A 21,172-nucleotide genomic window follows, 5' to 3' on the forward strand; every position below is an offset into this window, starting at 1 on the left:
GCACTTGCTGATTTCTCCCAAGGGCCACATCCCTGACAAATACGCCGATTCGGGCGAGGTGCGTTCGGTGACAACACAGCTGGGCGAGCGGCAGGCCGTCGAAGGCAACTGGCGCCTGCGCAATTGGCGCGTACGTGCGCGCCTGGTCGCCCTCATCCTGGTGCCGACCGCCGCCGCCGTGCTGCTGGGCGGCGTCCAGGTGCTGTCCTCGACGGGCGCCGCCGCCGACTACGACCGGACGAACCGATTAGCCGCGCTGTCGGAGCAGGTGGGCGACCTGACCCACCAGCTCGCCGGTGAGCGGGCCAAGACCGCCTGGTACATCGCCAGGAACCGGCCCGTGAACGGGCTCGGCGGCGTCCGGTCCCAGATGGACCAGGTGGACGTCGCCATCAGGGAGGTACGCGGCACCGCCCAGCAGATCCTGGCCGACGTCGAGGGCCGTACCGCCGACCAGATCGAGAACATGCTCACCCGCCTGGACGACCTGACCTCGCTGCGCGAGCAGGCGATGGACGCCGACCTGCTGCCCGGCCCCGCCGTCGACCTCTACACGACGGTGATCGGCGACCTCCTCTCCATCCACACCGAACTGATCAAGGGCAGCTCCGACGACGAGCTGTTCCGCCAGACCCGCATGCTGGACGGCCTGGCCAGGGCCAAGGAGAGCGTCTCCTACCAGCAGGCGCTGCTCACCACCGTCCTCGTCGAGGGCGCCTTCGGCCAGGACCAGCTCAAGCGCTTCCTCGGCGAGCTGTCCGCCGAGACCGCCGACCGCAGGGGCTTCGCCGCCGAGGCCACCGCCGATGAGCGCCGCTTCTTCGACGAGACCGTCAACGGCCGCAGCGCCGACCGCATGTTGTTCCTGCGCGAGCTGGTGCTCATCAGGGCCTCGGCCTCGCTGCCGCTGCGCGGGCTGGACCTGGCCAAGCGCGACGACGCCAAGGAGTGGTTCGACGCCTCCAACGTCGTCGTGGACTCCATGCGCAAGGTCGAGCAGCGCCAGGCCGCCGGGATCGTGGCGCGCAGCGCCACGCTCAGCGCCGAGGAGCAGCGGCGGGCGCTGGTCATCGCGGGCGCGGTGCTCGCGCTGCTGGTCGCCGTCCTGCTGATCACCACCGGCGTGGCCAGGTCGCTGGTCCGGCCGCTGCGCAGGCTGCGCGGCGAGGCGCTGGAGATCGCCGGGCGCCGTCTGCCGGACTTCGTCCAGCACCTGCGCGAGTCGCGCGACGGCGCGGTCGACGCCGAGGTGCCGCCCATCGGCATCTTCTCCAAGGACGAGGTCGGCGAGGTCGCCCGCGCCTTCGACGAGGTGCACCGCGAGGCCGTCCGGCTGGCGGGCGACGAGGCGCGGCTGCGCTCCAACGTCAACGCGATGTTCGTCAACCTGTCGCGGCGCAGCCAGACCCTGGTGGAACGGCAGCTCACCCTGATCGAGCGCCTGGAGCGCGGCGAGCGCGACGACGAGCGCCTCGGCGACCTGTTCAAGCTCGACCACCTGGCCACCCGCATGCGCCGCAACAGCGAGAACCTGCTGGTCCTGGCCGGTCAGGAGGCCGCGCGCAAGTGGAGCGAGCCGGTCGAGCTCATGGACATCGTGCGCGCGGCGCTCGGCGAGGTCGAGAGCTACGACCGGGTCAGCGTCCAGGCGCAGTCGGACGTCGCCATCGCCGGGCAGGCCGTCACCGACGTGGTGCACCTGCTGGCCGAGCTGGTCGAGAACTCGGTCTCGTTCTCCTCCAAGGACACCAAGGTGATCATCTCCAGCAGCCGCATCGACGGCGGCGGGCTGATGGTCTCGGTGACCGACAACGGCATCGGCATGACCCCCGAGGAACTGGCCGAGGCCAACTGGCGGCTGGCCCACCCGCCGGTCGTGGACGTGTCCGTGTCGCGGCGGATGGGCCTGTTCGTGGTCGGGCGGCTCGCGCTGCGGCACAGCATCAAGGTGCAGCTCCGCCGCCAGGACATCGGCGGGCTGACCGCGATGGTGCTGATCCCGGAGATGCTGCTCGCCGCCGTCCCCGGCACGGTGGCCGGGCACCTGCACGGCTCGATGGCCGCGGCCGCGCACACCCCGGCCATGTCCGCCATGGTTCGCCCGGACCAGGGACGCGCCGAGCCCTTCCAGACTGCCGACCCGTTCCAGAGCGCTGAGCATTTCCGCAGCGCTGAGCCTTTCCGCAGCGCCGACCCGTTCCGTAGCGCCGAGCCGTTCCAGAGCGCCGAGCCCTTCCAGAGTGCCGACCCGTTCCAGAGCGCCGAGTCCTTCCAGGGCGCCGAGTCGTACGCGCCGCCCACGGCCCCGATGCCCGCCTACGGGCACCCGTCGTTCGACCCCATGCCGTCGGCGTCCGAGTCGTCGTGGTTCACCTCGTCCTCCTCGCAGTCGGTCGAGCAGCCGGAGCCGCCGGCGTCCGGGGCGTCGTACCCGTCGTTCGCCACAGGGCCCGAGCCGGCCGAGCCGGCGGCCGGGAACGAGTTCCTGCCGATCTTCGCCTCCGTCGAGGAGAGCAGCTGGTTCAGCAAGGCCGCGCCGACCGCCGACCGGCGGGACCCGGCCTGGTCGTCGCCCGCCGACCAGGGCTGGCAGGCGGCGAACACGACCGCCGAGCCCGCCCAAGGCGGCACCACGAACTCCGGCCTGCCCAAGCGCACGCCGCGAGCGAATCTGGTACCGGGTGCCGCGGTTCCCCAGCCGCCGCCCGTGCCGGTTCCTCCGCCGTCCCCCGACCGGCTGCGCAGCCGGCTGGCCAGCTACCAGCAGGGCGTGCGCAAGGGCCGAGCCGAGCTAGAGGAGGACTGATGAAGGAACTGAGCCAGGGGGCCAGGGACATCAACTGGCTGGTGAGCGCGTTCGTCGAGGAGGTGCCCGGCGTGGCCCACGCCGTGGTCGTCTCCGCCGACGGCCTGCCGATGGCCTTCTCCCGCGGCTTCCCCAAGGACCGCGCCGACCAGCTCGCCGCCATCGCGGCCGGGCTGGTCAGCCTGACGCAGGGGTCGGCGCGGGTGTTCGAGGGCGGCGGCGTGACGCAGACCCTGGTGGAGATGGAACGCGGGCTGCTGCTGGTGATGTCGATCAGCGACGGGTCGTGCCTGGCGGTGCTGGCCGCGCCCGACTGTGACATGGGCCTGGTGGCGTACCAGATGACGATTCTGGTCGAACGCACGGGGCAGGTGCTGACCCCTGCCGTACGGGCGGAGTTGTCATCCGCGCGCCCCTGGTGATGGGAGTGGACGTTGGCATCGTGGCATGACGGGGAGCCGGAGCCCCAGCGCAGCTCGCTGGTGCGCATGTACGCCGTCACCGGCGGCAGGACGGCGCCGCGCACCGGCCTGGCCATGGAGGCGCTGGTCTCGTCGGCGACCTCGGCCCGGCTCGGCATGACCTACACCCGCGAGTACCGCGCGATCAGCGAGCTGTGCCGCCAGGTGCGCTCGGTGGCCGAGATCTCCGCGCTGCTGGCCGTGCCGCTCGGCGTGGCGCGGGTGCTGGTCGCCGACATGGAGGCGGACGGGCTGGTCAAGGTCTACCAGCCGCAGCTGGAGGCCGGGCTGCCGGACCGCAGGCTGCTGGAGAGGGTCCTGAGTGGACTTCGCCGGCTCTAGCCCAGCGCTCACCTCGACGAAGATCGTCGTGGCGGGCGGGTTCGGCGTGGGGAAGACCACCTTCGTCGGCGCGGTGTCGGAGATCGTGCCGCTGACCACCGAGGCCGTGCTGACGGACGCCTCGGCCGGCATCGACGACCTCGGGCACACACCGGGCAAGTCCACCACCACGGTCGCGATGGACTTCGGCCGCGTCTCCCTCGAACGCGACCTGATCCTCTACCTGTTCGGCACGCCCGGCCAGCACCGGTTCTGGTTCATGTGGGACGACCTGGTCCGCGGCGCGATCGGCGCGGTCGTGCTGGTGGACACCCGCCGCCTGGCCGACAGCTTCCCCGCCGTGGACTACTTCGAGGAGGCCGGGCTGCCGTTCGTCGTCGGCCTGAACGGCTGGGACGGTCGCTTCCCGCACGTGGAGAGCGAAGTGCGCGAGGCGCTCACGCTCTCACCGCAGGTGCCCATCGTGCGCACGGACGCGCGGGCCCGCCAGTCGGTCAAGAACACCCTGATCACCCTGGTCGAGCACGTGATCGGCGCCCGTCCCTACTGAGCGTTCCACCAGTACGCGGCCACCAGCTCGGCCACCAGCGTCTCGGTGAGCAGCGCCACGCCGGGGTCGTCGTCGTGCGCGTAGCGGATCGCCGCCGCGGCGTCCTTCACCTCGCCGCCCACGGAGAGCACCGTGGAGCCGCGCTCGCGCACCCAGTCCATGGCCTGCTCGTCGTAGCGGGAGCCGGGGAAGAGCAGCGCCCGGTAGTCGAGGGTCTTGGTGAGGTAGACGTCGACGTGCGACCAGTCGCCCGCCTCGCAGGCGTCGGCCGCGCGGCGCGGGCCCTCGCGGAACATCAGCGCCGACTGCTCGGCCGACGACAGCCGCTCGGCGGGGGCGATCGTGTAGACGCCGTCGGGCCCGTCCAGGAGCTCCATGGTCAGCGGGAGCCATTCGTCCCGGCGGTCCAGGAGGTCGCGGGTGGCCTCGGCGGCCCGGGTGAGCAGCGCGGGCAGATCGCCGCCCGTCCCGGTGAGCCGGGCTTCGAGCGCCAGCAGCAGGGCCAGCGTGTGCTGGAACGTCCGGCAGGCCACGCCGCCGCGCTCCTCGCCCGCGCCCATGGGGACGACCAGGTCGGCCGCCTCGGTGACGGGCGAGCCGGGCACGTTGGTGATCGCGGCCACGTACGACGGGCCCCCGGCGTAGCGGGCGAGGGCGTCGAGGGTCTCGCGGCTGCCGCCGGTGGCCGAGATCGGCACGACCAGTGTGTCCGGCCCGGCCGGGTAGGTCGCCGCGGCCGAGGCGTAGTCGGCGTAGGCGTCCACGCCGGCCGCGCGCAGGCGCAGGGCCGCCACGCCGGCGGCGTACCGGGAGCTGCCCATGCCGAGGAACAGCACCCGGCGCACGCCCTCGGGCAGCCCGGCGAAGGGATCGGCCACGCGCAGCCCGTCGGCGAGGGCGGCCAGGGCGGCGGGCTTGGCCTCCAGGTCGGCCAGGTAGAGCTCGGGATTCACGGCAGGTTCTCCTCGGGGTACCAGGTGCGCAGCACGCCCATGGGGGCGTAGCGCCAGCGGGGCAGGTGGCGGGCGGCGTAGATCAGCTCGCGGCACTCCTGCTCGACCTCGAACGGGCGGATCAGGGTCTCGTCCAGCAGGTCGGAGCGGCCGAGGCCGGACAGGCGGTCGCGGTAGGCGTCCAGCAGGCCGGCCCGGGCCCGCGCCGCCCAGGCCGCGGCGTGGGCGGGCGGGGTGCCCCGGCGCTTGACGGCGACCTGGGCCACGTGCTCCAGGCTGGTGGTGAGCTGGGCGACGTCCCTGGCGGCCGGCTGGCGCACGCCGGTGTCGGCCACGGTCGGGTTGCCGTCGAAGTCGATCACGGCGTAGCCGTCGCGCCACCGCAGGATCTGGCCCACGTGCAGGTCGCCGTGGATCCTGATCACCGGGCCCGCGAAGCCCGCGCGCAGCGGCTCCAGCTCGCCGGCCAGGGCGCCGGCCCGCGTGGCCAGCCACGCGCCGTCGGCGCCGCCGGTGAGGGCGAGCGCCTCGGCCAGCGCGTCCGCGGCCCGCGCCGCCGGGTCCGCCTGCCGCGCGGACGAGCCGCCGGGCAGGGTGGACAGCGCGACGTGCAGGTCGGCGGCCAGCCGGCCGAGCTCGCCGGCGAAGCGCGTGCCGCCGGACTCGGCCTCGTCCACGCACCACTCCCACCCGTCGCGCGCCTCGGGCAGGTAGCCGGTCACCAGCGCGAGCAGCTCCTCGCCGGCGTCCGACGCGCGGGTCAGCGCCAGGTACGGGGGCGCGGTGCCGGTGAAGCCGACCTCGACGAGGTGGGCGAAGATCTCGGGCGTCGGGTGGGGCAGCGGGACCGGCGGGGCCAGCCACTTCACGACCATCCGCTCGTCCACCACGACCGAGTGGTTGGTCTGGTCGACGTGCGGCCCGAAGCCGCGCTCGGCGGCCGTCTCCGAGAGGACGGGAAGGTCATGGAACCGGCGGACGGCGAACGGGGGCGGCGGGTCGTGCGCCAGCGCCCGCAGCAGGCTCGCGGACAGACCGTGATCCCGGTCGGAGACGGGCTCCGCCGCGAGGGCGGCGAGCCGGGGCGCAATTGAATCCCAGTTCAACAGATTGACCATCGTTCCCGATCGACGTGTGGAAGGAAGTCTCGCTCATGTTGATATCGGCTGCAACTTCGCCCTCTTCGGAGCCCGTCCGCGCATTAGGGGAAAAGCGCCTGCGCCGGTCAGGAGGGTACGGTCCCGTTCCCGGTGCTCGCTCCGGGCCGCCCCTGTCTCCGTGCGCGAGCGGGGTCCGCGCGGTGTCACCGCGACCGATAACCCGCTCTGGGCGGATCCCGATCGTTCGCCCGTTCGCTGAGCACCCGCCAGGGATCGCACGCTCCCGAGCCGATAGATTACGGCTGGGAGAGATGGCGCGAAGAGCGCGGCCCGAAGGCGGTCCGTACGCGAGGTGAGAGGTCCCTCACGGACCGGGATGAGGCGACTCCGTTATTGAATCTCGATTCAACACTCTGATCAAACTTCCTGGTAGCAATGTCGGGAAAAGTCTTGCTCATGTTGATTTCTGCTGCAACACTCCTGCTCTGGTCTGCCGTGTCCAGTAAGGTCGCGCGACCCCTCAATCCTCAGCACCAGAAGGAGTAGCGGCCGTGTCCCGTAACCGGTTCACCCGTCGTCTTCCGGCCGCCGTGGCGGTGGCCGGCCTCGCGCTAGCCGTCGCGGCGTGCGGCGGTGGGTCGTCGAGCAGCTCAGACGGCACGACCGCGGCCAAGGCCGAACAGCTCCAGCCCAACGCCGACCTGACCAAGCAGTCGCTCCAGGTGACCGTCTGGCCGGGCTACACCCCGGAGGAGCTGCCCGAGAAGGTCAAGCAGCAGCTCAAGGTCAAGGAGATGGGGATCACCAACCACGACACGAACGAGCTGGCGATGGCCAAGCTGACCGCCTCCGGCGACAGCGGCATCGACGTGGCCTTCGTGTCCGGCCAGTACGCCCAGGCGCTCAACGCCCAGGGCCTGCTGGAGCCCATCCACGCCGAGCTGATCCCCAACCTGGCCAATCTCTACCCCGAGGCCACGCAGCTCTCCTACGACAAGGGCAACAAGTACTCGGTGCCCTACACCTGGGGCACCACCGGCATCTGCTACCGCAGCGACCTGGTGAAGACGCCGCCGACGAGCTGGAACGACATCCTCAAGCCCGCCTCCTGGGCCGAGAAGAAGGTCACCATGATGACCACCGAGCGCTGGCTGGTCCTGCCCGCGCTCAAGGCGCTCGGCTACTCGGTCAACACCGAGAAGGACGAGGAGATCGCCAAGGCCAAGGAGCTCCTGGTCTCGCAGAAGCCGCACCTGCTGCGCTACGACGACACCACCTTCGGCGACCGGCTGAAGTCCGGCGAGGCCATCATGGTCGAGGCGTGGGACGGCTGGTGCCCGACCACGGACGAGAAGCAGAACATCAAGTTCGTGGTGCCGAAGGAGGGCAGCGACCTCTGGGTGGACACCATGGTGATCATGAAGTCCTCCAAGAACAAGGAGGCGGCCCACGCCTTCATCAACATGATCCTCGACCCGGAGATCCACCGCTGGGCGGCCGAGAACATCAACTACAAGGTCCCCAACAAGGCCGCCATGGACAAGGTGACCATCCCCAAGGGCTCGCTGCTGGACATCAAGCCGGCGGAACTGCTCAACGGTGAGTCGATCATCGACCTGGGACAGGCGTCGACCAAGTTCAGCCGCCTGTCGCAGGAAGTCACGGCCGGATAGTCGTTGGTGCAGTGAGATCCGAGGTCAAGGCCCGGCCGGTGTCCCGTAAGCGGGGTCGCCGGCTGGGCGCGTTCGTTTTCCTTTCGCCAGGTCTGACGTACCTGGTCGTGCTCCTCCTCGTGCCGCTGGCGCTGGTGCTCAGCTACACCGTCTTCCAGCGGGGGCGCTTCGGGGGCATCGTCTACGAGTTCACGCTGGAGAACTTCCAGCGCCTGTTCGACTCCCTCTACCTGAACGTCGTCGGCGACTCGCTGAAGATGGCGACGATCGCCACGCTGATCGCGTTGCTGCTCGGCTACCCGACGGCGTACCTGATCGCCCAGCTCCCGTCGAAGTGGAAGACGATCGCCCTGGTGGCGGTCGTGCTGCCCTTCTGGACGAACTTCATCATCCGCGTCTACGCGTGGATCATCATGCTCAGCAGTCAGGGGCTGCTCAGCTCCCTGCTGGGCAAGGAGATGGAGCTGCTGTACACCCAGGGCGCGATCGTCACCGGGCTGCTGTACTCGTACCTGCCGCTCATGGTGCTGCCGTTGTACTCCTCGATCGAGAAGCTCGACCCGCAGTTGCGCGAGGCGTCGGCGAACCTCGGGGCCTCGGCGTTCACCACGTTCCGGAAGGTGACGCTGCCGCTCACCCTGCCCGGCGCGCTGACCGGGGCGATGTTCGTGTTCGTGCCGAGCTTCGGCAACTTCGTCATCCCCGAGATGCTCGGCGGCAACAAGTCCATCATGGTGGGGAACCTGATCCGCAACCAGTTCCTGGTCGCGCGCGACTGGCCGTTCGGCTCGGCGCTGGTGCTGGCGCTGATCGCGGTGCTGATCCTGCTGCTGCTCGTGCAGGCGTGGGCGGCCCGCCGTGCGTAGACCCAAGCTGCTGTACGTGCCGTTCTGGGCGACCTACGCCTTCCTGTACGTGCCGATCATCGTCCTGGTCGTCATGTCGTTCAACTCCGGCAAGTCGGCCTACACCTACGAGGGCTTCAGCCTCAAGTGGTACGGCGAGCTGGCCGCCGACGAGAAGATCCGAGAGGGCCTGGTCAACACCCTGATCGTGGCCCTGGGCTCGACGGCGATCGCCACCGTGCTCGGCACGCTGCTGGCCGTCGGCCTGGCCCGGTACACCAGGTCGAAGCTGCTCGACGCGATCTCGCTCATGCCGGCCGTGCTGCCCGACCTGGTGCTCGGGATCGGGCTGCTGGTCCTGTACGCCCTGATCAACACCTTCCTGGCCCAGTGGGACGCCCAGTTCGCGCTGGGCCTGCCCACGGTGACCATCGCGCACGCGGTGTTCTCGATGGCGTTCGTCGCGGCGGTGGTGCGCACCCGGCTCACCAACGCCGACACCTCGCTGGAGGAGGCCTCGCGCGACCTGGGGGCCGGGCCGGTGGTCACGTTCATGAAGGTCACGCTGCCGCAGCTGGTGCCCGGGATCGTCGCCGGGGCGCTGCTGGCGTTCACGCTGTCGCTGGACGAGTTCGTGATCGCCTTCTTCACGATCGGCAACGCCGAGCCGACGCTGCCGATCGTCATCTACTCAATGGTTCGTTTCGGGGTGACCCCGAAGATCAACGCGCTGGCCGCGATCCTGCTCCTCGTGAGCTTCACGGCGGTGATCGCCGGGCAGCGGATGACCAAGATCGGGAAATCACGTGCTCAGGATTGACGGGGTCACCCGCAGGTTCGGTGACGTCACCGCGCTCGACGGCGTCTCGCTGGAGATCGAGCAGGGCGAGTTCTTCGCCCTGCTCGGGCCCTCCGGCTGCGGCAAGACCACCCTGCTGCGCATCATCGCCGGCTTCGAGACGCCGGACGCCGGCACGGTCACGCTCGACGGCGAGGACCTGCTGTCCAAGCAGCCCAACCGGCGGCCGATCAGCCTCATGTTCCAGTCGTACGCGCTGTTCCCGCACATGACCGTGGCCAAGAACGTGGCCTACGGCCTGGAGCGGGAGAAGCTGCCCCGGCAGGAGATCAAGCAGCGGGTCGGCGAGGTGCTGGAGACCGTGGGCCTGTCGGCGCACGCCTCGCGCAAGCCCGCGCAGCTGTCCGGCGGCCAGCGGCAGCGGGTCGCGCTGGCCCGCTCCATCGTCAAGCGGCCGCGGCTGCTGCTGCTCGACGAGCCGCTGTCGGCCCTGGACAAGAAGGTCCGCGCGGACATGCAGCTGGAGCTCAAGCGGCTGCAGAGCGAGGTCGGCATCACCTTCGTGGTCGTCACGCACGACCAGGAGGAGGCCATGTCGCTGGCCGACCGCATCGCGGTCTTCGACAGCGGCACCGTGCGCCAGGTGGACGCCCCCGTGGCCCTGTACGAGCGCCCGCGCTCGCCGTTCGTGGCCGACTTCGTCGGGGCGAACAACCTGTTCGAGGGCGTCTGCACCGGTCTGGACGGGATCAAGAGCGAGGAGTTCGGCATGCTGGCCGGCACGCCGCTCGAAGACCTGGCCGCCGACTCCAAGGCGCTGCTCGCGGTGCGGCCCGAGAAGATCGAGCTGGCCGACGAGAACGCGGCGCGGGGCCTGAAGGGCAGCGTCCTGGACGTGAGCTTCTACGGCGGCGTCTCGCACATCTCCGTGGACGTGCCGGGACGGGCCAAGCCCGTGCTCGCCGCGGTGCAGGGGGCGAGCACGGTGCAGCCCGGCGCCAAGGTGAAGGTGCGCTGGGAGGCCCAGGACGCCGTCATCATGGCGGTCGATCAATGAGCCAGGTCGTTGCCCGTCGCCGCCCGCGCGTACGACAGGATCAGCTCGGCCGCCTCGTCGGGGCCGATCAGCGGATGCCTGGCGGTGATGCGGTAGCCGTAGGCGTCCTCCAGGGCCACCAGGTTGCGCGCGACGGTCACGGAGTCGGCCGTCAGCCGGAAGACCCCGAGCGCGGCCCCGGTGTCCAGGATCGCCTGGTACATCGACACCTGGCGGTCGTACAGCGAGGTGAGCAGCACGCCGTAGACCCGGTTGCGGCCCGCGGCGCCGCCCAGCTCGTTGAGCAGGCGGACGTCGGGGTCGAGCGGCCCGGTCGGCAACCCCGACCGGATCGTGACGACCAGCTTCTCGACCGGGTCGGTGAAGTCGGCCAGGCGGCGCATGCGCAGCTCGTAGAACCGCTCCATGCCCGCGTGCTGCGCCTCGACCAGCAGTTCGCCCAGGTCGGGGTAGTGGTAGAGCACGGCGCCGGAGGTCAGACCGGCCTCCTCGGCGACGTGCGAGAGCTGTACTCCGTCGATGCCGTGGCGGATGATGGCTCGGCGCGCGGCCTCGATCAAGTCGATGCGCCGGTCACTACGGCTTTTGCGCTGGGCCACGACCACCACCCCCCGTGCGTTTGGTCACCATTCAGATCGGCCGTGACCATAGTGCACTTAACTTGCGCTTCACGCTAGATGAGTATTTGAATTCCTCTTCAATTTGACGAGTTCCCCCGGAGTTCACGATGTCCCTCACCATCCTGTTCATGCCAGAGAGCGCGTACGGCCCCACGAACAACTGCATCGGCGTCGGCGACATTCTCCGCCGTCGCGGGCACCGCGTCGTCTTCGCCGCGGAGTCGTCCTGGAAGGGCAAGCTCGAAGCGCTCGGCTTCGAGGAGGACCTCGTCGACCTGGCCCCGCCGCCCGAGAACGCCGAGGAGCAGGACGCCGGCCAGTTCTGGAAGGACTTCATCCGCGAGACCGCGCCGGAGTACCGCAAGAGCACGCTGGAGCAGCTCGACACCGTCATCAAGCCCATCTGGGACTCCCTCATCGACGGCGCCAAGTACTGCGAGCCGCAGCTCAAGGCCATCATCGAGCGGGTGAACCCGGACGTGATCGTCGAGGACAACGTGATCACGTTCCCGGCGCTGCTCACGGCGGGCAAGAAGTTCGTCCGGATCGTCTCCTGCAACCCGCTGGAGGTGCGCGGCGAGAACGTCGCGCCGGTCTTCTCCGGCCTGCCCGCGGACGACCGCTCCGGCTGGGACGCCTTCCGCGCCGAGTACGACCGCACTCACCGCGAGATCTGGACCGCCTTCAACGAGTGGTGCGTCGAGCAGGGCACCGCCCCGCTGCCCGACCTGGACTTCATCCACGAGGGCGACCTGAACCTCTACGTCTTCCCCGAGATCCTCGACTACACCGACGCCCGCCCGCTCGGCCCGAGCTGGCACCGGCTCGACTCCTCGGTGCGCGAGACCGACGAGGACTTCACGCTGCCCTTCCAGCGCAACGACGGCTCGCTGATCTACTTCTCGCTCGGCTCGCTCGGCTCCTCCGACGTCGAGCTGATGCAGCGCGTGATCGACATCCTGGCCGGCACGCGGCACCAGTACATCGTCTCCAAGGGCCCGCTGCACGAGGAGATCAAGCTCGCCGACAACATGTACGGCGCCGAGTTCCTGCCGCAGACGAAGATCATCCCACTGTGCGACCTGGTCATCACGCACGGCGGCAACAACACCACCACCGAGGCGGCGCACTTCGGCAAGCCGATGATCGTGCTGCCGCTGTTCTGGGACCAGTACGACAACGCCCAGCGGGTGGACGAGCTGGGCTACGGTGTCCGGCTCTCCACCTACACCTTCACCGACGAGGAGCTGACCGGCGCGGTGGAGCGCCTGCTCGGCGACACCGAGATGCGCGCGAGGCTCGCCGCGGCGGGCGAGGAGATCCGCCGCCGCGACGGCCTGCGCAAGGCCGCCGACCTGATCGAACAGCTCGGCCAGTAGGGATTTCGAGGACTTTCCATGCGTGAACTGATCAACCCCGCCACCGGCCTCCCGTGCGCCGAGATCCCGGACACCCCCGTGGCCGACGTGGCCGCGGCCGTCCGGACCGCCCGGGGCGCGTTCGAGGAGTGGGCCCAGACCACCCCCGCCGAGCGCCAGCGGCTGCTGCTGCGCCTGGCCGACCTGGTGGAGGCCGACGCCGAGGAGCTGACCCGGCTGGAGGTGGAGGAGACCGGCAAGCCGGCGGCCGTCTTCAGGGACGGCGAGCTGCCCTTCGCCGTCGACAACCTGCGCTTCTTCGCCGGCGCCGCCCGTTCGCTCGAAGGGTCGGGGGCCGGGGTGTTCAGCGCCGGTTACACCTCGGTGCTGCTGCGCCGTCCGGTCGGGGTGGTGGGGTCGATCGCGCCGTGGAACTTCCCGTTCGTCATGGCGGTGTGGAAGGTCGGCCCGGCCGTGGCCGCCGGGAACGCCGTGGTCATCAAGCCGGCGCCGCAGACGCCGCGCACGACGCTGCGCCTGGCCGAGCTGTTCGCCAAGGCGGGCGCGCCCGAAGGGCTCGTCCAGGCGGTCACCGGCGACGCCGAGGTCGGCCAGGCGCTGGTCACCGACCCGGGCGTGGACATGGTCAGCGTCACCGGCTCGACCGGCACCGGCCGGGCGGTCATGACCGGCGCGGCGGCCACGCTCAAGCGGGTGCACCTCGAACTCGGCGGCAAGGCGCCCGCCCTGGTCTTCCAGGACGCCGACCTGGCCGAGATGGCTCGCGGCGTGGCCATGGGCGCCACGTACAACACCGGCCAGGACTGCACCGCGGCCACCCGCGTCTACGTCGCCCGGGAGATCTACGACGACGCCGTCGAGGCCATCCGGGCGACCCTCGCCGAGATCACCGTGGGCGACCCCTGGGACCCGGCGACGGACATCGGCCCGCTGATCTCGGCCGCCCACCGCGAGCGCGTGCACGGCTTCGTCGCGCGCTCGGGCGGACGGGTCGTGCACGGCGGCGCGCCCGTCGAGGGGCCCGGGTTCTTCTACCCGCCGACGCTTGTGACCGATGTCGCACAGGACAGCGAGATCGTCCAAGGTGAACTTTTCGGACCGGTCCTTGTGGCGCTGCCGTTCGACGGCGAGGACGAGGCCGTCCGGCTGGCCAACGACACCCCCTACGGGCTGGCCTCGTCGGTGTGGTCGCGCGACGTCGCGCGGGCGATGCGCGTGTCCCATCGGCTCGACGTGGGCGTGACCTGGGTGAACGATCATCTGCCGATCGCCAGCGAGGCGCCGCACGGCGGCGTGAAGGGCAGCGGGTTCGGCAAGGACATGAGCCAGGAGGCGGTGCAGGAGTATTCGGTGACGCGTCACCTCATGGTCAAGCACGCGGCGCCCGTGGAGCGGGATTCGTTCCGGCCCGCCTGAAAACGTGTACGGCGATATGACGCCCAAAGTGTCGCTTTGGGTGCATTTAGTGGGAAATGTGCGGTTGGCCGTCTGGTACGGACTGTGTTCCAATTACCCAGCCGGACAGAATCCCATGCGCCACACGCGTGTCTGATTTCTTTCGAGCACGTACCGGCGAGAGGTAGCGAGAGTCAGTGAGGACGGAAAACCCCAGGCACACGAGGTCAGGGGAGTACACAGGCGGAAGGTTCCGGCTGGGGAACTGGCGTGTGCGCTCGAGGTTGATCGCGCTGATCCTCATCCCCACCATCGTGGGCGTGCTCCTCGCGGGCGTGCAGCTCGCCAACGCCATCGGGACGAGCTCCGAGTACCGCCGGCTGACCCAGGTCGCCGAGCTGGTGCAGCGCATCGGCGGGCTCAACCACGAGCTGGCCAAGGAGCGCACGCTCACCGCGTGGTACGTGACCGACCAGTCGAAGGCGGGGCGGTTCGTCCAGCTCAAGACCCAGCGCGCGGCCGTCGACGCGGCCAAGAAGAAGGTGCTGGCCTCGGCCAACGCCATCGACGCCGCGCACTCGGCCCGTATCCGCGACGGTGTGGAGAACATGCGCCGGTGGCTCACCGGCCTCGACAGCCTCCGCACGTCGATGGTGGCCGAGGGCACGCCCCCGCGAGCCGCGATCACCACGTACACCACCATGATCGGCGTCTTCTCCGCGATCCAGGGCGACCTGGGCGACGGCGTGAACGACGACGACCTCCAGGGTGACGTGGCCGCCCTCGGCTCGCTGCAGCGGGTCAAGGAAGAAGTCTCCAGGCAGCAGGCCATTCTCATGATCGCGCTCATCGAGCGTGAGCTGGACTACGACGACCTGTCGGAGTTCCTCGGCTCGTGGAGCCGCCAGCAGGCCGAGCTGACCGCCTTCGAGCGGGAGGCCGACCCGGCGGACCTGCGCGCCTACCAGAAGAGCATGCGCGGGCCGGACATCGACCGCGCCGACGCCATGCGGCAGCGCGCCCTGGCCCAGGTCCGCGAGTACAACCGGATCCGCGACCTCGACGTCACCTCCGCCCGCGACCTGAGCCGCTGGTACGACAGCACCACGCTGGCCGGCAACACCATGCGCAAGGTCGAGGACTCCCTGGCCACCAAGATCGTGACCAGGGCCCGCGAGCTGAGCGACACCGAGCAGCGCAACGCCATCATCAGCGGCGCGACCATCCTCGTCCTGCTGCTGCTGGTCCTGATCATCACCACCCGGGTGGCCGGTTCGCTGGTCCGCCCGCTGCGCCGGCTGCGCGCCGAGGCGCTCCAGGTGGCCACCACCCGGCTGCCCGAGACCGTCCGCATCCTGCGCGAGTCCGGCGACGGCGCGCAGATGCCCGAAGTGCCCTCGGTCGGCGTCAACACCCGTGACGAGATCGGTGAAGTGGCGCGGGCCTTCGACGAGGTCCACCGCGAGGCGCTCCGGCTGGCCGGCGACGAGGCCAAGCTGCGCGCCAACGTCAACGCCATGTTCGTCAACCTCTCCCGCCGCAGCCAGACGCTGGTCGAACGGCAGCTGCAGCTCATCGAGGGCCTGGAGCAGGGCGAGGAGGACGAGCAGCGGCTCGCCAACCTCTTCCGCCTCGACCACCTGGCCACCCGCATGCGCCGCAACAGCGAGAACCTCCTGGTCCTCGCCGGCCAGGAGGCCGCGCGCAAGTGGAGCGAGCCGGTGCCGCTGGTCGACATCGCCCGCGCCTCGCTGTCGGAGGTCGAGAACTACGAGCGGGTCCAGATCAAGATCCCGTCCGGGACGCTGATCGTCGGCCCGGCCGTCACCGACGCCGTCCACCTGCTCGCCGAGCTCATCGAGAACGCGATCTCCTTCTCGCCGCGCGAGAGCAAGGTCGAGGTCTCCAGCGTGGCCGCCGACGGCGGCGTCATGATCTCCATCAACGACCTGGGCATCGGCATGAGCCCCGAGGAGCTCGCCGAGGCCAACTGGCGCCTGGCCAACCCGCCCGTCGTGGACGTCGGCGTCTCCCGCCGCATGGGCCTGTTCGTGGTCGGCCGCCTGGCGCTGCGCCACGGCATCCGCGTCCAGCTCAGCATGCGGGAGACCGGCGGCCTGAGCGCGCTGGTGATGATGCCCGACATGCTCATCAGCGGCGGCGCCGGCATGCCGCAGCAGCCCGGCAGCCAGTACGAGGCGTTCACCACGTTCGACCCGAGCCAGTTCGGCATCGCTGCCGCGCCCGCCGAGGCGAGCCAGAACGGCGCCCCCGTCTCCGCGCCCGACGCGGCCGACCGGGTGCTGGACACGCAGTGGCCGGGCTCGCTGCCCGCGCCGGGCACCGGCAACTGGCCGTCCTTCGCCGACGAGTCGGCCCAGGAGGAGACCCGCTGGGGATCCTTCGGCGAGGAGCCGGGCCGGGACGAGCCGCGCTGGCCGTCGTTCGCCGAGGAGCCCAAGCCGTCCTTCGGTGACGAGCCCAAGCCGTTCTTCGCCGACGAGCCCAAGCCGTTCTTCAGCGATGAGCCGAAGCCGTCCTTCGGTGACGAGCCCAAGCCCTTCTTCGGGGATGAGCCCAAGCCGTTCTTCGGCGACGAGCCGCCCGCGGCCCAGCCCCAGCCCCAGCCGCAGCCGCAGGCCCAGTCCCCGTGGGGCGAGCAGCGCTGGCCCTCCTTCGCCGAGCAGCCGCCGCCGCTGCAGGACGACGAGCCCCGCTGGCCGTCCTTCGCGACCGAGCCGCCGCAGAGCGGGACGGAGGAGCCCCGCTGGTCCTCCTTCGGCTCGCCGTCCTTCGGCGACACCTCGCTCGGCCAGTCGGCCTTCAACGAGGAGCCGCCGCGGCGGTCCCTGTTCGAGTCGGTCGACCCGCCGCGCCCCTCGGCGTTCGGCGAGGAGCCCTACCGGGCGGCGTTCGGCGACCTGCCGGGGTTCGGCGCGGAGGAGCCCAAGCCCGCCGACCAGTACGAGCAGAGCCGTCCGGGCGCCTACGGCCCGTTCGGCCAGGGCGACTACTCCTCCCAGGACCTGACCGGCCCGCTGCCCGTGGTGCGCACCTCGCCCCTGGAGGAGCAGAGCGAGGAGTTCCTGCCGATCTTCTCGTCCGTCGGCTCGGACTGGTTCCGCAGGCCCGACCCCGAGCAGCTGCGCCAGCAGGAGCAGGAGCAGGAGCCCGAGATCACCGCCGTGCATCCGGCCGTGCCCGCCGACCCTCCGGCGGCCGCGCCGCCCGCCGCCCCGGCGGTGGGCCGGTCCGGACTCCCGCAGCGCAGGCCCGGCCAGTCGGGCGCCGGCGCGTCGTGGTCCTCGCCCGCCGACTCCGGTTTCCAGGCGGCCCAGGCCGCCGCGCAGCCCGCCCAGGCCGGCACGACGTCCTCGGGGCTGCCGCGCCGGGTGCCCAAGGCCAACCTCGTGCCCGGTACGGCCAGTCTCGCCGAGCCGCAGCCCACGTCACCGCCGCCGCAGATCTCGCCCGAGCGGTTGCGCAGCAGGCTCTCCAGCTTCCAGCAGGGAGTGCGGCAAGGCCGCGCGTTCACCCGCGGAGAAGAGAATGAGGAGGACAAATGAGAGAGATGAGCCAGGGAGCGCGTGGCATCAGCTGGCTGATCACCGACTTCGTGAACAACGTGCCGGGCGTCGCGCACACCGTCGTGGTGTCGTCCGACGGCCTGCCGCTGGCCTTCTCGGAGGGTTTCCCCAAGGACCGGGCCGACCAGCTCGCCGCGGTCGCCTCGGGCGTGATCAGTTTGACGCAGGGCGCCGCGCGGGTCTTCGAGGGCGGCATGGTCACCCAGACCGTCATCGAGATGCAGCGCGGGCTGTTGATGATCATGTCCATCAGCGACGGGTCCTGTCTGGCCGTCCTCGCGGCTCCCGACTGTGACATGGGCCTCGTGGCGTACCAGATGACGCTGCTGGTCGAGCGCGCCGGTCAGGTGCTCACCCCGGCCGTACGCGCTGAGCTGCAAGCGGCCCGCCCCCGCTAGCGGGCGGTGACAGGAGATCATGGTGTCAGGTCAGGGTTGGGCTGGTGATAGCACTCCGCCGCATCCGGCGGCCCCTCGTCCGCAGAAGCCGAGTTCCCTGGTACGGCCCTATGCCGTGACCGGGGGGCGCACCGCGCCGCGGATGAAGTTCGCCATGGAGGCTTTGGTGTCCTCCGTGACGTCGGAATACCAAGACATTTCCCTACTGAGTCCGGAGTATCAGGCGATCATTCAGCTGACCCGGAACGTCCGGTCGGTTGCCGAGATCTCCGCCCTTTTACGCCAGCCCCTTGGTGTGGTCCGGGTGCTGATCGCCGACATGGCGTCGGAGGGCCTGATCCGCGTGCACCAGCCTGCGCTGGACGCGGGAAAGCCGGACCTCAACTTGCTCGAAAGGGTGCTCAGTGGACTTCGCAGGCTCTAGCCCCGGTCTGACCTCGACGAAAATCGTCGTGGCCGGGGGCTTCGGCGTGGGGAAGACGACGTTCGTGGGAGCGGTCTCGGAGATCCTGCCGCTCACCACGGAAGCGGTCATGACGGACGCCTCGGCCCACGTCGACGACGTCTCGCTCACGCCGAACAAGACGACCACGACCGTGGCGATGGACTTCGGACGTGTGTCGCTGGATCGCGACCTGATCCTCTACCTGTTCGGCACCCCCGGACAGCACCGGTTCTGGTTCATGTGGGACGACCTCGTGCGCGGCGCGATCGGTGCCGTCGTCCTGGTGGACACGCGCCGTCTGGCGGACAGCTTCCCCGCCATCGACTACTTCGAAGAGGCCAAGCTGCCCTTCGTCATCGGCATCAACGGCTGGGACGGCCAGTTCGCCCACGCGGAGGACGAGATCCGCGAGGCGCTGTCCGTCGGCGGGCACATCCCGATCGTCCGCCTCGACGCCCGCCAGCGCGACGCGGTGAAATCCACCCTGATCACGCTGGTGGAGCACGCGCTCACGCGCCACTCCCACACGCCGGTATAGCCCGACGCGCCCCGGGCGCCCGGCTGAGGCCGGGCGCCCGACCGCGCGTCAGACGGTGGTGGCGTGGCCGCGCACCAGGCGGCCGACCTCGGCGCGGAGGTGCACGAAGTCGGGGTGCTCGCGGGTGGTGATCTGGTCGCGCGGCTCGGGCAGATCGACCTTGAGGTCGCCGACCACGTGCGCGGGGGCCTTCGACAACACCACGACGCGGTCGCCGACGTAGACGCTCTCGTCGATGTCGTGGGTGATGAGCACGATCGTCATCTGGTGGTGGCCGCGCACCTTCAGCACGAGGTCTTCCAGGTCTTCGCGGGTCTGGGCGTCGACCGAGCCGAACGGCTCGTCCATGAGCATGAGCGAGGGCCGGTAGGCCAGCGCCCGCGCGATCGCCACCCGCTGCTGCATGCCGCCGGAGAGCTGGAACGGGTACTTCTTCTCGGCGCCCTGGAGCCCGACCGACTCCAGCGCCTCCTGGGCGGCCTCGCGACGCTGCTGCTTGTCCATGCCCCGGCGGCGCAGCGGCAGGGCCACGTTGTCGGCCACCGACATCCACGGGAACAGCGAGCGGCTGTAGTCCTGGAAGACCACCGCCAGGTTGTCGGGGGTCTGCCGCACCAGCTCGCCCTCGACCCTGACCTCGCCGCCGGTCGGCCTGATCAGCCCGGCGATGGAGCGCAGCAGGGTCGACTTCCCGGCTCCCGACGGCCCGACGATGCACAGCAGCTCGCCCGCGGCGACGCTCAGGTTGAGCCCTTCGATGGCGTGGTGAGCGTTGGGGCCACCGCCGCCGTACACGTGGGAGAGGTTCTCTATCTCGAGCATGGATGTCCTAGGGGGCGAGGCCGCGAGCGGAGGACCGACTCGGGAAGCCGGAAATGTCGGTATGGCTCTACGGTGTCGGATCTTACCCTTGAGTCTTCGCGGCTGTCATGGGATGCGTACGCTCCACGACTCCCGCTCGTTCAGCGCCCGGACGTCGGCGTCGGAGATGCGCCGCTGGGCCCCGGCCATGGCGGCCAGCTCGGCCTCCGCCAGCACGTCGGCGATGTCGGCGAACCCGTCGGGCGCGCGCTCGGTCACCAGGCCGATCGTATCCTCGATGGGCAGCGCCCGATGCGCCATCACCAGCGCCGACGTGGGCGGACGCCGTTCCTCCTCGTACGCCTTGAGCGCCGTGACCGGGTCCCCGGACGTCGCCAGGCACCGGGCCAGCACCCGCGCGTCGAGCACCGCCTGCGAGCCGCCGTTCGAGCCGATCGGGTACATCGGGTGCGCGGCGTCGCCCAGCAGCGTCACCCGGCCCTCTCCCCAGACGGGCAGCGGGTCCCGGTCCACCATCGGGTACTCCAGGATGCGCGGGGAGGCCGCGAGCAGCCCCTGGACGTCGACCGGCCGGTACCGCCAGTCGGCGAAGTGCGCGGCCACCTCCTCCAGCCGGCCCGCGCGCGACCAGTCGGCCTCCGCGGCGACGCCGGGCTCGGCCACCTTGACCTCGGCCACCCAGTTGACCAGCCGGGGGTCGCGGGCCGAGATGTGGTAGGTGACGAACTTGCCGGCCCGGTTGGAGCCGCCCACCAGCACGGTGGCGCCGTCCAGGACGCGGTCGGCCTCGGCCACCCCGCGCCACATCCTGATGCCGGACCACAGCAGCGGGTCGTCCGACGGGTGCAGCAGCGCCCGCACCGTGGACTGCACGCCGTCCGCGCCGACGAGCACGTCCACGCGTTCCTCCACGAGCTCGCCGCCCTGCCGGAGCCGGACGAGGACCTGCTCGCCGTCCTGCTCGAAGCCCTCCAGGCGGACGCCCGTCCGCACCGGGACGGCCCGTTCCTCGACCGCGGCCAGCAGCGCCATCTGCAGCTCGCCCCGGTGGATGCTGTACTGCGGCCAGCGGTAGCCGGCCGACCGCCCGCGCGGCAGCGCCAGGATCACGTTGCCGTGCCGGTCGGCGAAGGTCATGAAGGTCGTCTCCACGCCCAGCGCGGCCAGCTCGCCGGCCAGCCCCAGCTCGGTCAGCTCCCGTACGGCGTGCGGTTGCAGGTTGATCCCGACGCCGAGCGGCCTCAGCGTGGCGGCCGCCTCCACGACCACGCACTCCAGCCCGGCCGCCGCCAGGCTGAGCGCGGTGGTGAGCCCGCCGATCCCGGCGCCCACGACCATCGTCCTCACGTCGCCCCCAGTGGTCTCGATCCGGTCCCACGTGTCCCTGACGGGGAACATGACG

Annotated in this window: 19 protein-coding genes; 14 read left to right on the forward strand and 5 right to left on the reverse strand. The window is 70.6% G+C overall.

The window, feature by feature from the left end; translation table 11 throughout:
* Window positions 1-67 precede the first annotated feature (67 nt).
* From ACIBQ6_RS43010 to ACIBQ6_RS43025, 4 genes are all read left to right on the forward strand, one after another.
* Window positions 68-2,806: a nitrate- and nitrite sensing domain-containing protein gene (locus ACIBQ6_RS43010; protein ID WP_397218674.1), complete on the forward strand. Its 2,739-nt coding sequence runs from the start codon at window positions 68-70 to the stop codon at window positions 2,804-2,806.
* A complete protein-coding gene (locus tag ACIBQ6_RS43015) occupies window positions 2,806-3,228 on the forward strand; it encodes a roadblock/LC7 domain-containing protein (protein ID WP_352321436.1) in 423 nt (140 codons plus the stop codon). The genes ACIBQ6_RS43010 and ACIBQ6_RS43015 overlap by 1 nt, the downstream gene beginning before the upstream one ends.
* Before the next feature lie 66 nt (window positions 3,229-3,294).
* Window positions 3,295-3,609: a DUF742 domain-containing protein gene (locus ACIBQ6_RS43020; protein WP_229824241.1), complete on the forward strand. Its 315-nt coding sequence runs from the start codon at window positions 3,295-3,297 to the stop codon at window positions 3,607-3,609.
* On the forward strand, window positions 3,590-4,159 hold the full coding sequence (locus tag ACIBQ6_RS43025) for a GTP-binding protein (RefSeq protein ID WP_397218675.1): 570 nt from the start codon (window positions 3,590-3,592) through the stop codon (window positions 4,157-4,159). The genes ACIBQ6_RS43020 and ACIBQ6_RS43025 overlap by 20 nt, the downstream gene beginning before the upstream one ends.
* Here ACIBQ6_RS43025 and ACIBQ6_RS43030 read toward each other — a convergent pair.
* Together ACIBQ6_RS43030 and ACIBQ6_RS43035 are read right to left on the reverse strand one after the other, a co-directional pair.
* Window positions 4,153-5,112 (reverse strand): SIS domain-containing protein, encoded by a 960-nt coding sequence (locus ACIBQ6_RS43030; RefSeq protein ID WP_397218676.1) that lies wholly within the window; start codon window positions 5,110-5,112, stop codon window positions 4,153-4,155. The genes ACIBQ6_RS43025 and ACIBQ6_RS43030 overlap by 7 nt on opposite strands.
* Window positions 5,109-6,230 carry a hypothetical protein gene (locus ACIBQ6_RS43035; protein WP_397218677.1) on the reverse strand — a complete coding sequence of 374 codons (1,122 nt, stop codon included), beginning with the start codon at window positions 6,228-6,230 and terminating at the stop codon, window positions 5,109-5,111. The genes ACIBQ6_RS43030 and ACIBQ6_RS43035 overlap by 4 nt, the downstream gene beginning before the upstream one ends.
* A 533-nt stretch (window positions 6,231-6,763) precedes the next feature.
* Between ACIBQ6_RS43035 and ACIBQ6_RS43040 the strand changes: the two genes are divergently transcribed.
* The 4 genes from ACIBQ6_RS43040 to ACIBQ6_RS43055 all read left to right on the forward strand — a co-directional run bounded on the left by ACIBQ6_RS43040 (window position 6,764) and on the right by ACIBQ6_RS43055 (window position 10,586).
* Window positions 6,764-7,885 carry a spermidine/putrescine ABC transporter substrate-binding protein gene (locus tag ACIBQ6_RS43040; RefSeq protein WP_357971184.1) on the forward strand — a complete coding sequence of 374 codons (1,122 nt, stop codon included), beginning with the start codon at window positions 6,764-6,766 and terminating at the stop codon, window positions 7,883-7,885.
* Between the two features lie 107 nt (window positions 7,886-7,992).
* A complete protein-coding gene (locus tag ACIBQ6_RS43045; RefSeq protein ID WP_352350262.1) occupies window positions 7,993-8,751 on the forward strand; it encodes an ABC transporter permease in 759 nt (252 codons plus the stop codon).
* Window positions 8,744-9,550 (forward strand): ABC transporter permease, encoded by an 807-nt coding sequence (locus tag ACIBQ6_RS43050; protein ID WP_358283695.1) that lies wholly within the window; start codon window positions 8,744-8,746, stop codon window positions 9,548-9,550. The genes ACIBQ6_RS43045 and ACIBQ6_RS43050 overlap by 8 nt, the downstream gene beginning before the upstream one ends.
* Window positions 9,537-10,586 carry an ABC transporter ATP-binding protein gene (locus ACIBQ6_RS43055; RefSeq protein WP_358283697.1) on the forward strand — a complete coding sequence of 350 codons (1,050 nt, stop codon included), beginning with the start codon at window positions 9,537-9,539 and terminating at the stop codon, window positions 10,584-10,586. Before ACIBQ6_RS43050 ends, ACIBQ6_RS43055 begins: the two co-directional genes overlap by 14 nt.
* On the opposite strand, the gene ACIBQ6_RS43060 is transcribed toward ACIBQ6_RS43055, so the two are convergent.
* A complete protein-coding gene (locus ACIBQ6_RS43060) occupies window positions 10,580-11,185 on the reverse strand; it encodes a TetR family transcriptional regulator (protein WP_352350268.1) in 606 nt (201 codons plus the stop codon). The two genes, ACIBQ6_RS43055 and ACIBQ6_RS43060, sit on opposite strands and share 7 nt — an antisense overlap.
* A gap of 149 nt (window positions 11,186-11,334) precedes the next feature.
* Here ACIBQ6_RS43060 and ACIBQ6_RS43065 point away from each other — a divergent pair, with 149 nt between their 5' ends.
* The 6 genes from ACIBQ6_RS43065 (at window position 11,335) to ACIBQ6_RS43090 (ending at window position 18,948) form a co-directional block, all read left to right on the forward strand.
* Window positions 11,335-12,585: a glycosyltransferase gene (locus ACIBQ6_RS43065; protein ID WP_358283701.1), complete on the forward strand. Its 1,251-nt coding sequence runs from the start codon at window positions 11,335-11,337 to the stop codon at window positions 12,583-12,585.
* Between the two features lie 18 nt (window positions 12,586-12,603).
* Window positions 12,604-14,001 carry an aminobutyraldehyde dehydrogenase gene (locus ACIBQ6_RS43070; RefSeq protein ID WP_358283702.1) on the forward strand — a complete coding sequence of 466 codons (1,398 nt, stop codon included), beginning with the start codon at window positions 12,604-12,606 and terminating at the stop codon, window positions 13,999-14,001.
* Window positions 14,002-14,252: 251 nt separating this feature from the next.
* Window positions 14,253-17,546 (forward strand): nitrate- and nitrite sensing domain-containing protein, encoded by a 3,294-nt coding sequence (locus ACIBQ6_RS43075; protein ID WP_397218678.1) that lies wholly within the window; start codon window positions 14,253-14,255, stop codon window positions 17,544-17,546.
* Window positions 17,547-17,551: 5 nt separating this feature from the next.
* Window positions 17,552-17,965: a roadblock/LC7 domain-containing protein gene (locus ACIBQ6_RS43080; protein WP_201760494.1), complete on the forward strand. Its 414-nt coding sequence runs from the start codon at window positions 17,552-17,554 to the stop codon at window positions 17,963-17,965.
* A gap of 19 nt (window positions 17,966-17,984) precedes the next feature.
* Window positions 17,985-18,389, forward strand: coding sequence for a DUF742 domain-containing protein (locus ACIBQ6_RS43085; protein WP_055507219.1), 405 nt, complete (start codon window positions 17,985-17,987; stop codon window positions 18,387-18,389).
* A 7-nt stretch (window positions 18,390-18,396) separates the two neighbouring features.
* The gene (locus tag ACIBQ6_RS43090) at window positions 18,397-18,948 is read left to right on the forward strand and encodes an ATP/GTP-binding protein (protein WP_352350489.1); all 552 of its coding nucleotides are present in this window, start codon (window positions 18,397-18,399) and stop codon (window positions 18,946-18,948) included.
* 48 nt (window positions 18,949-18,996) lie between these two features.
* Here ACIBQ6_RS43090 and ACIBQ6_RS43095 read toward each other — a convergent pair whose 3' ends face one another.
* Window positions 18,997-19,770 carry an ABC transporter ATP-binding protein gene (locus ACIBQ6_RS43095; RefSeq protein WP_358283706.1) on the reverse strand — a complete coding sequence of 258 codons (774 nt, stop codon included), beginning with the start codon at window positions 19,768-19,770 and terminating at the stop codon, window positions 18,997-18,999.
* Between the two features lie 105 nt (window positions 19,771-19,875).
* Complete coding sequence (locus ACIBQ6_RS43100) at window positions 19,876-21,168, reverse strand: flavin-dependent oxidoreductase (protein WP_397218679.1); 1,293 nt, start codon at window positions 21,166-21,168, stop codon at window positions 19,876-19,878.
* Between the last annotated feature and the right edge of the window lie 4 nt (window positions 21,169-21,172).

The organism is Nonomuraea sp. NPDC049655, assembly GCF_044465465.1.
Lineage (GTDB): Bacteria > Actinomycetota > Actinomycetes > Streptosporangiales > Streptosporangiaceae > Nonomuraea.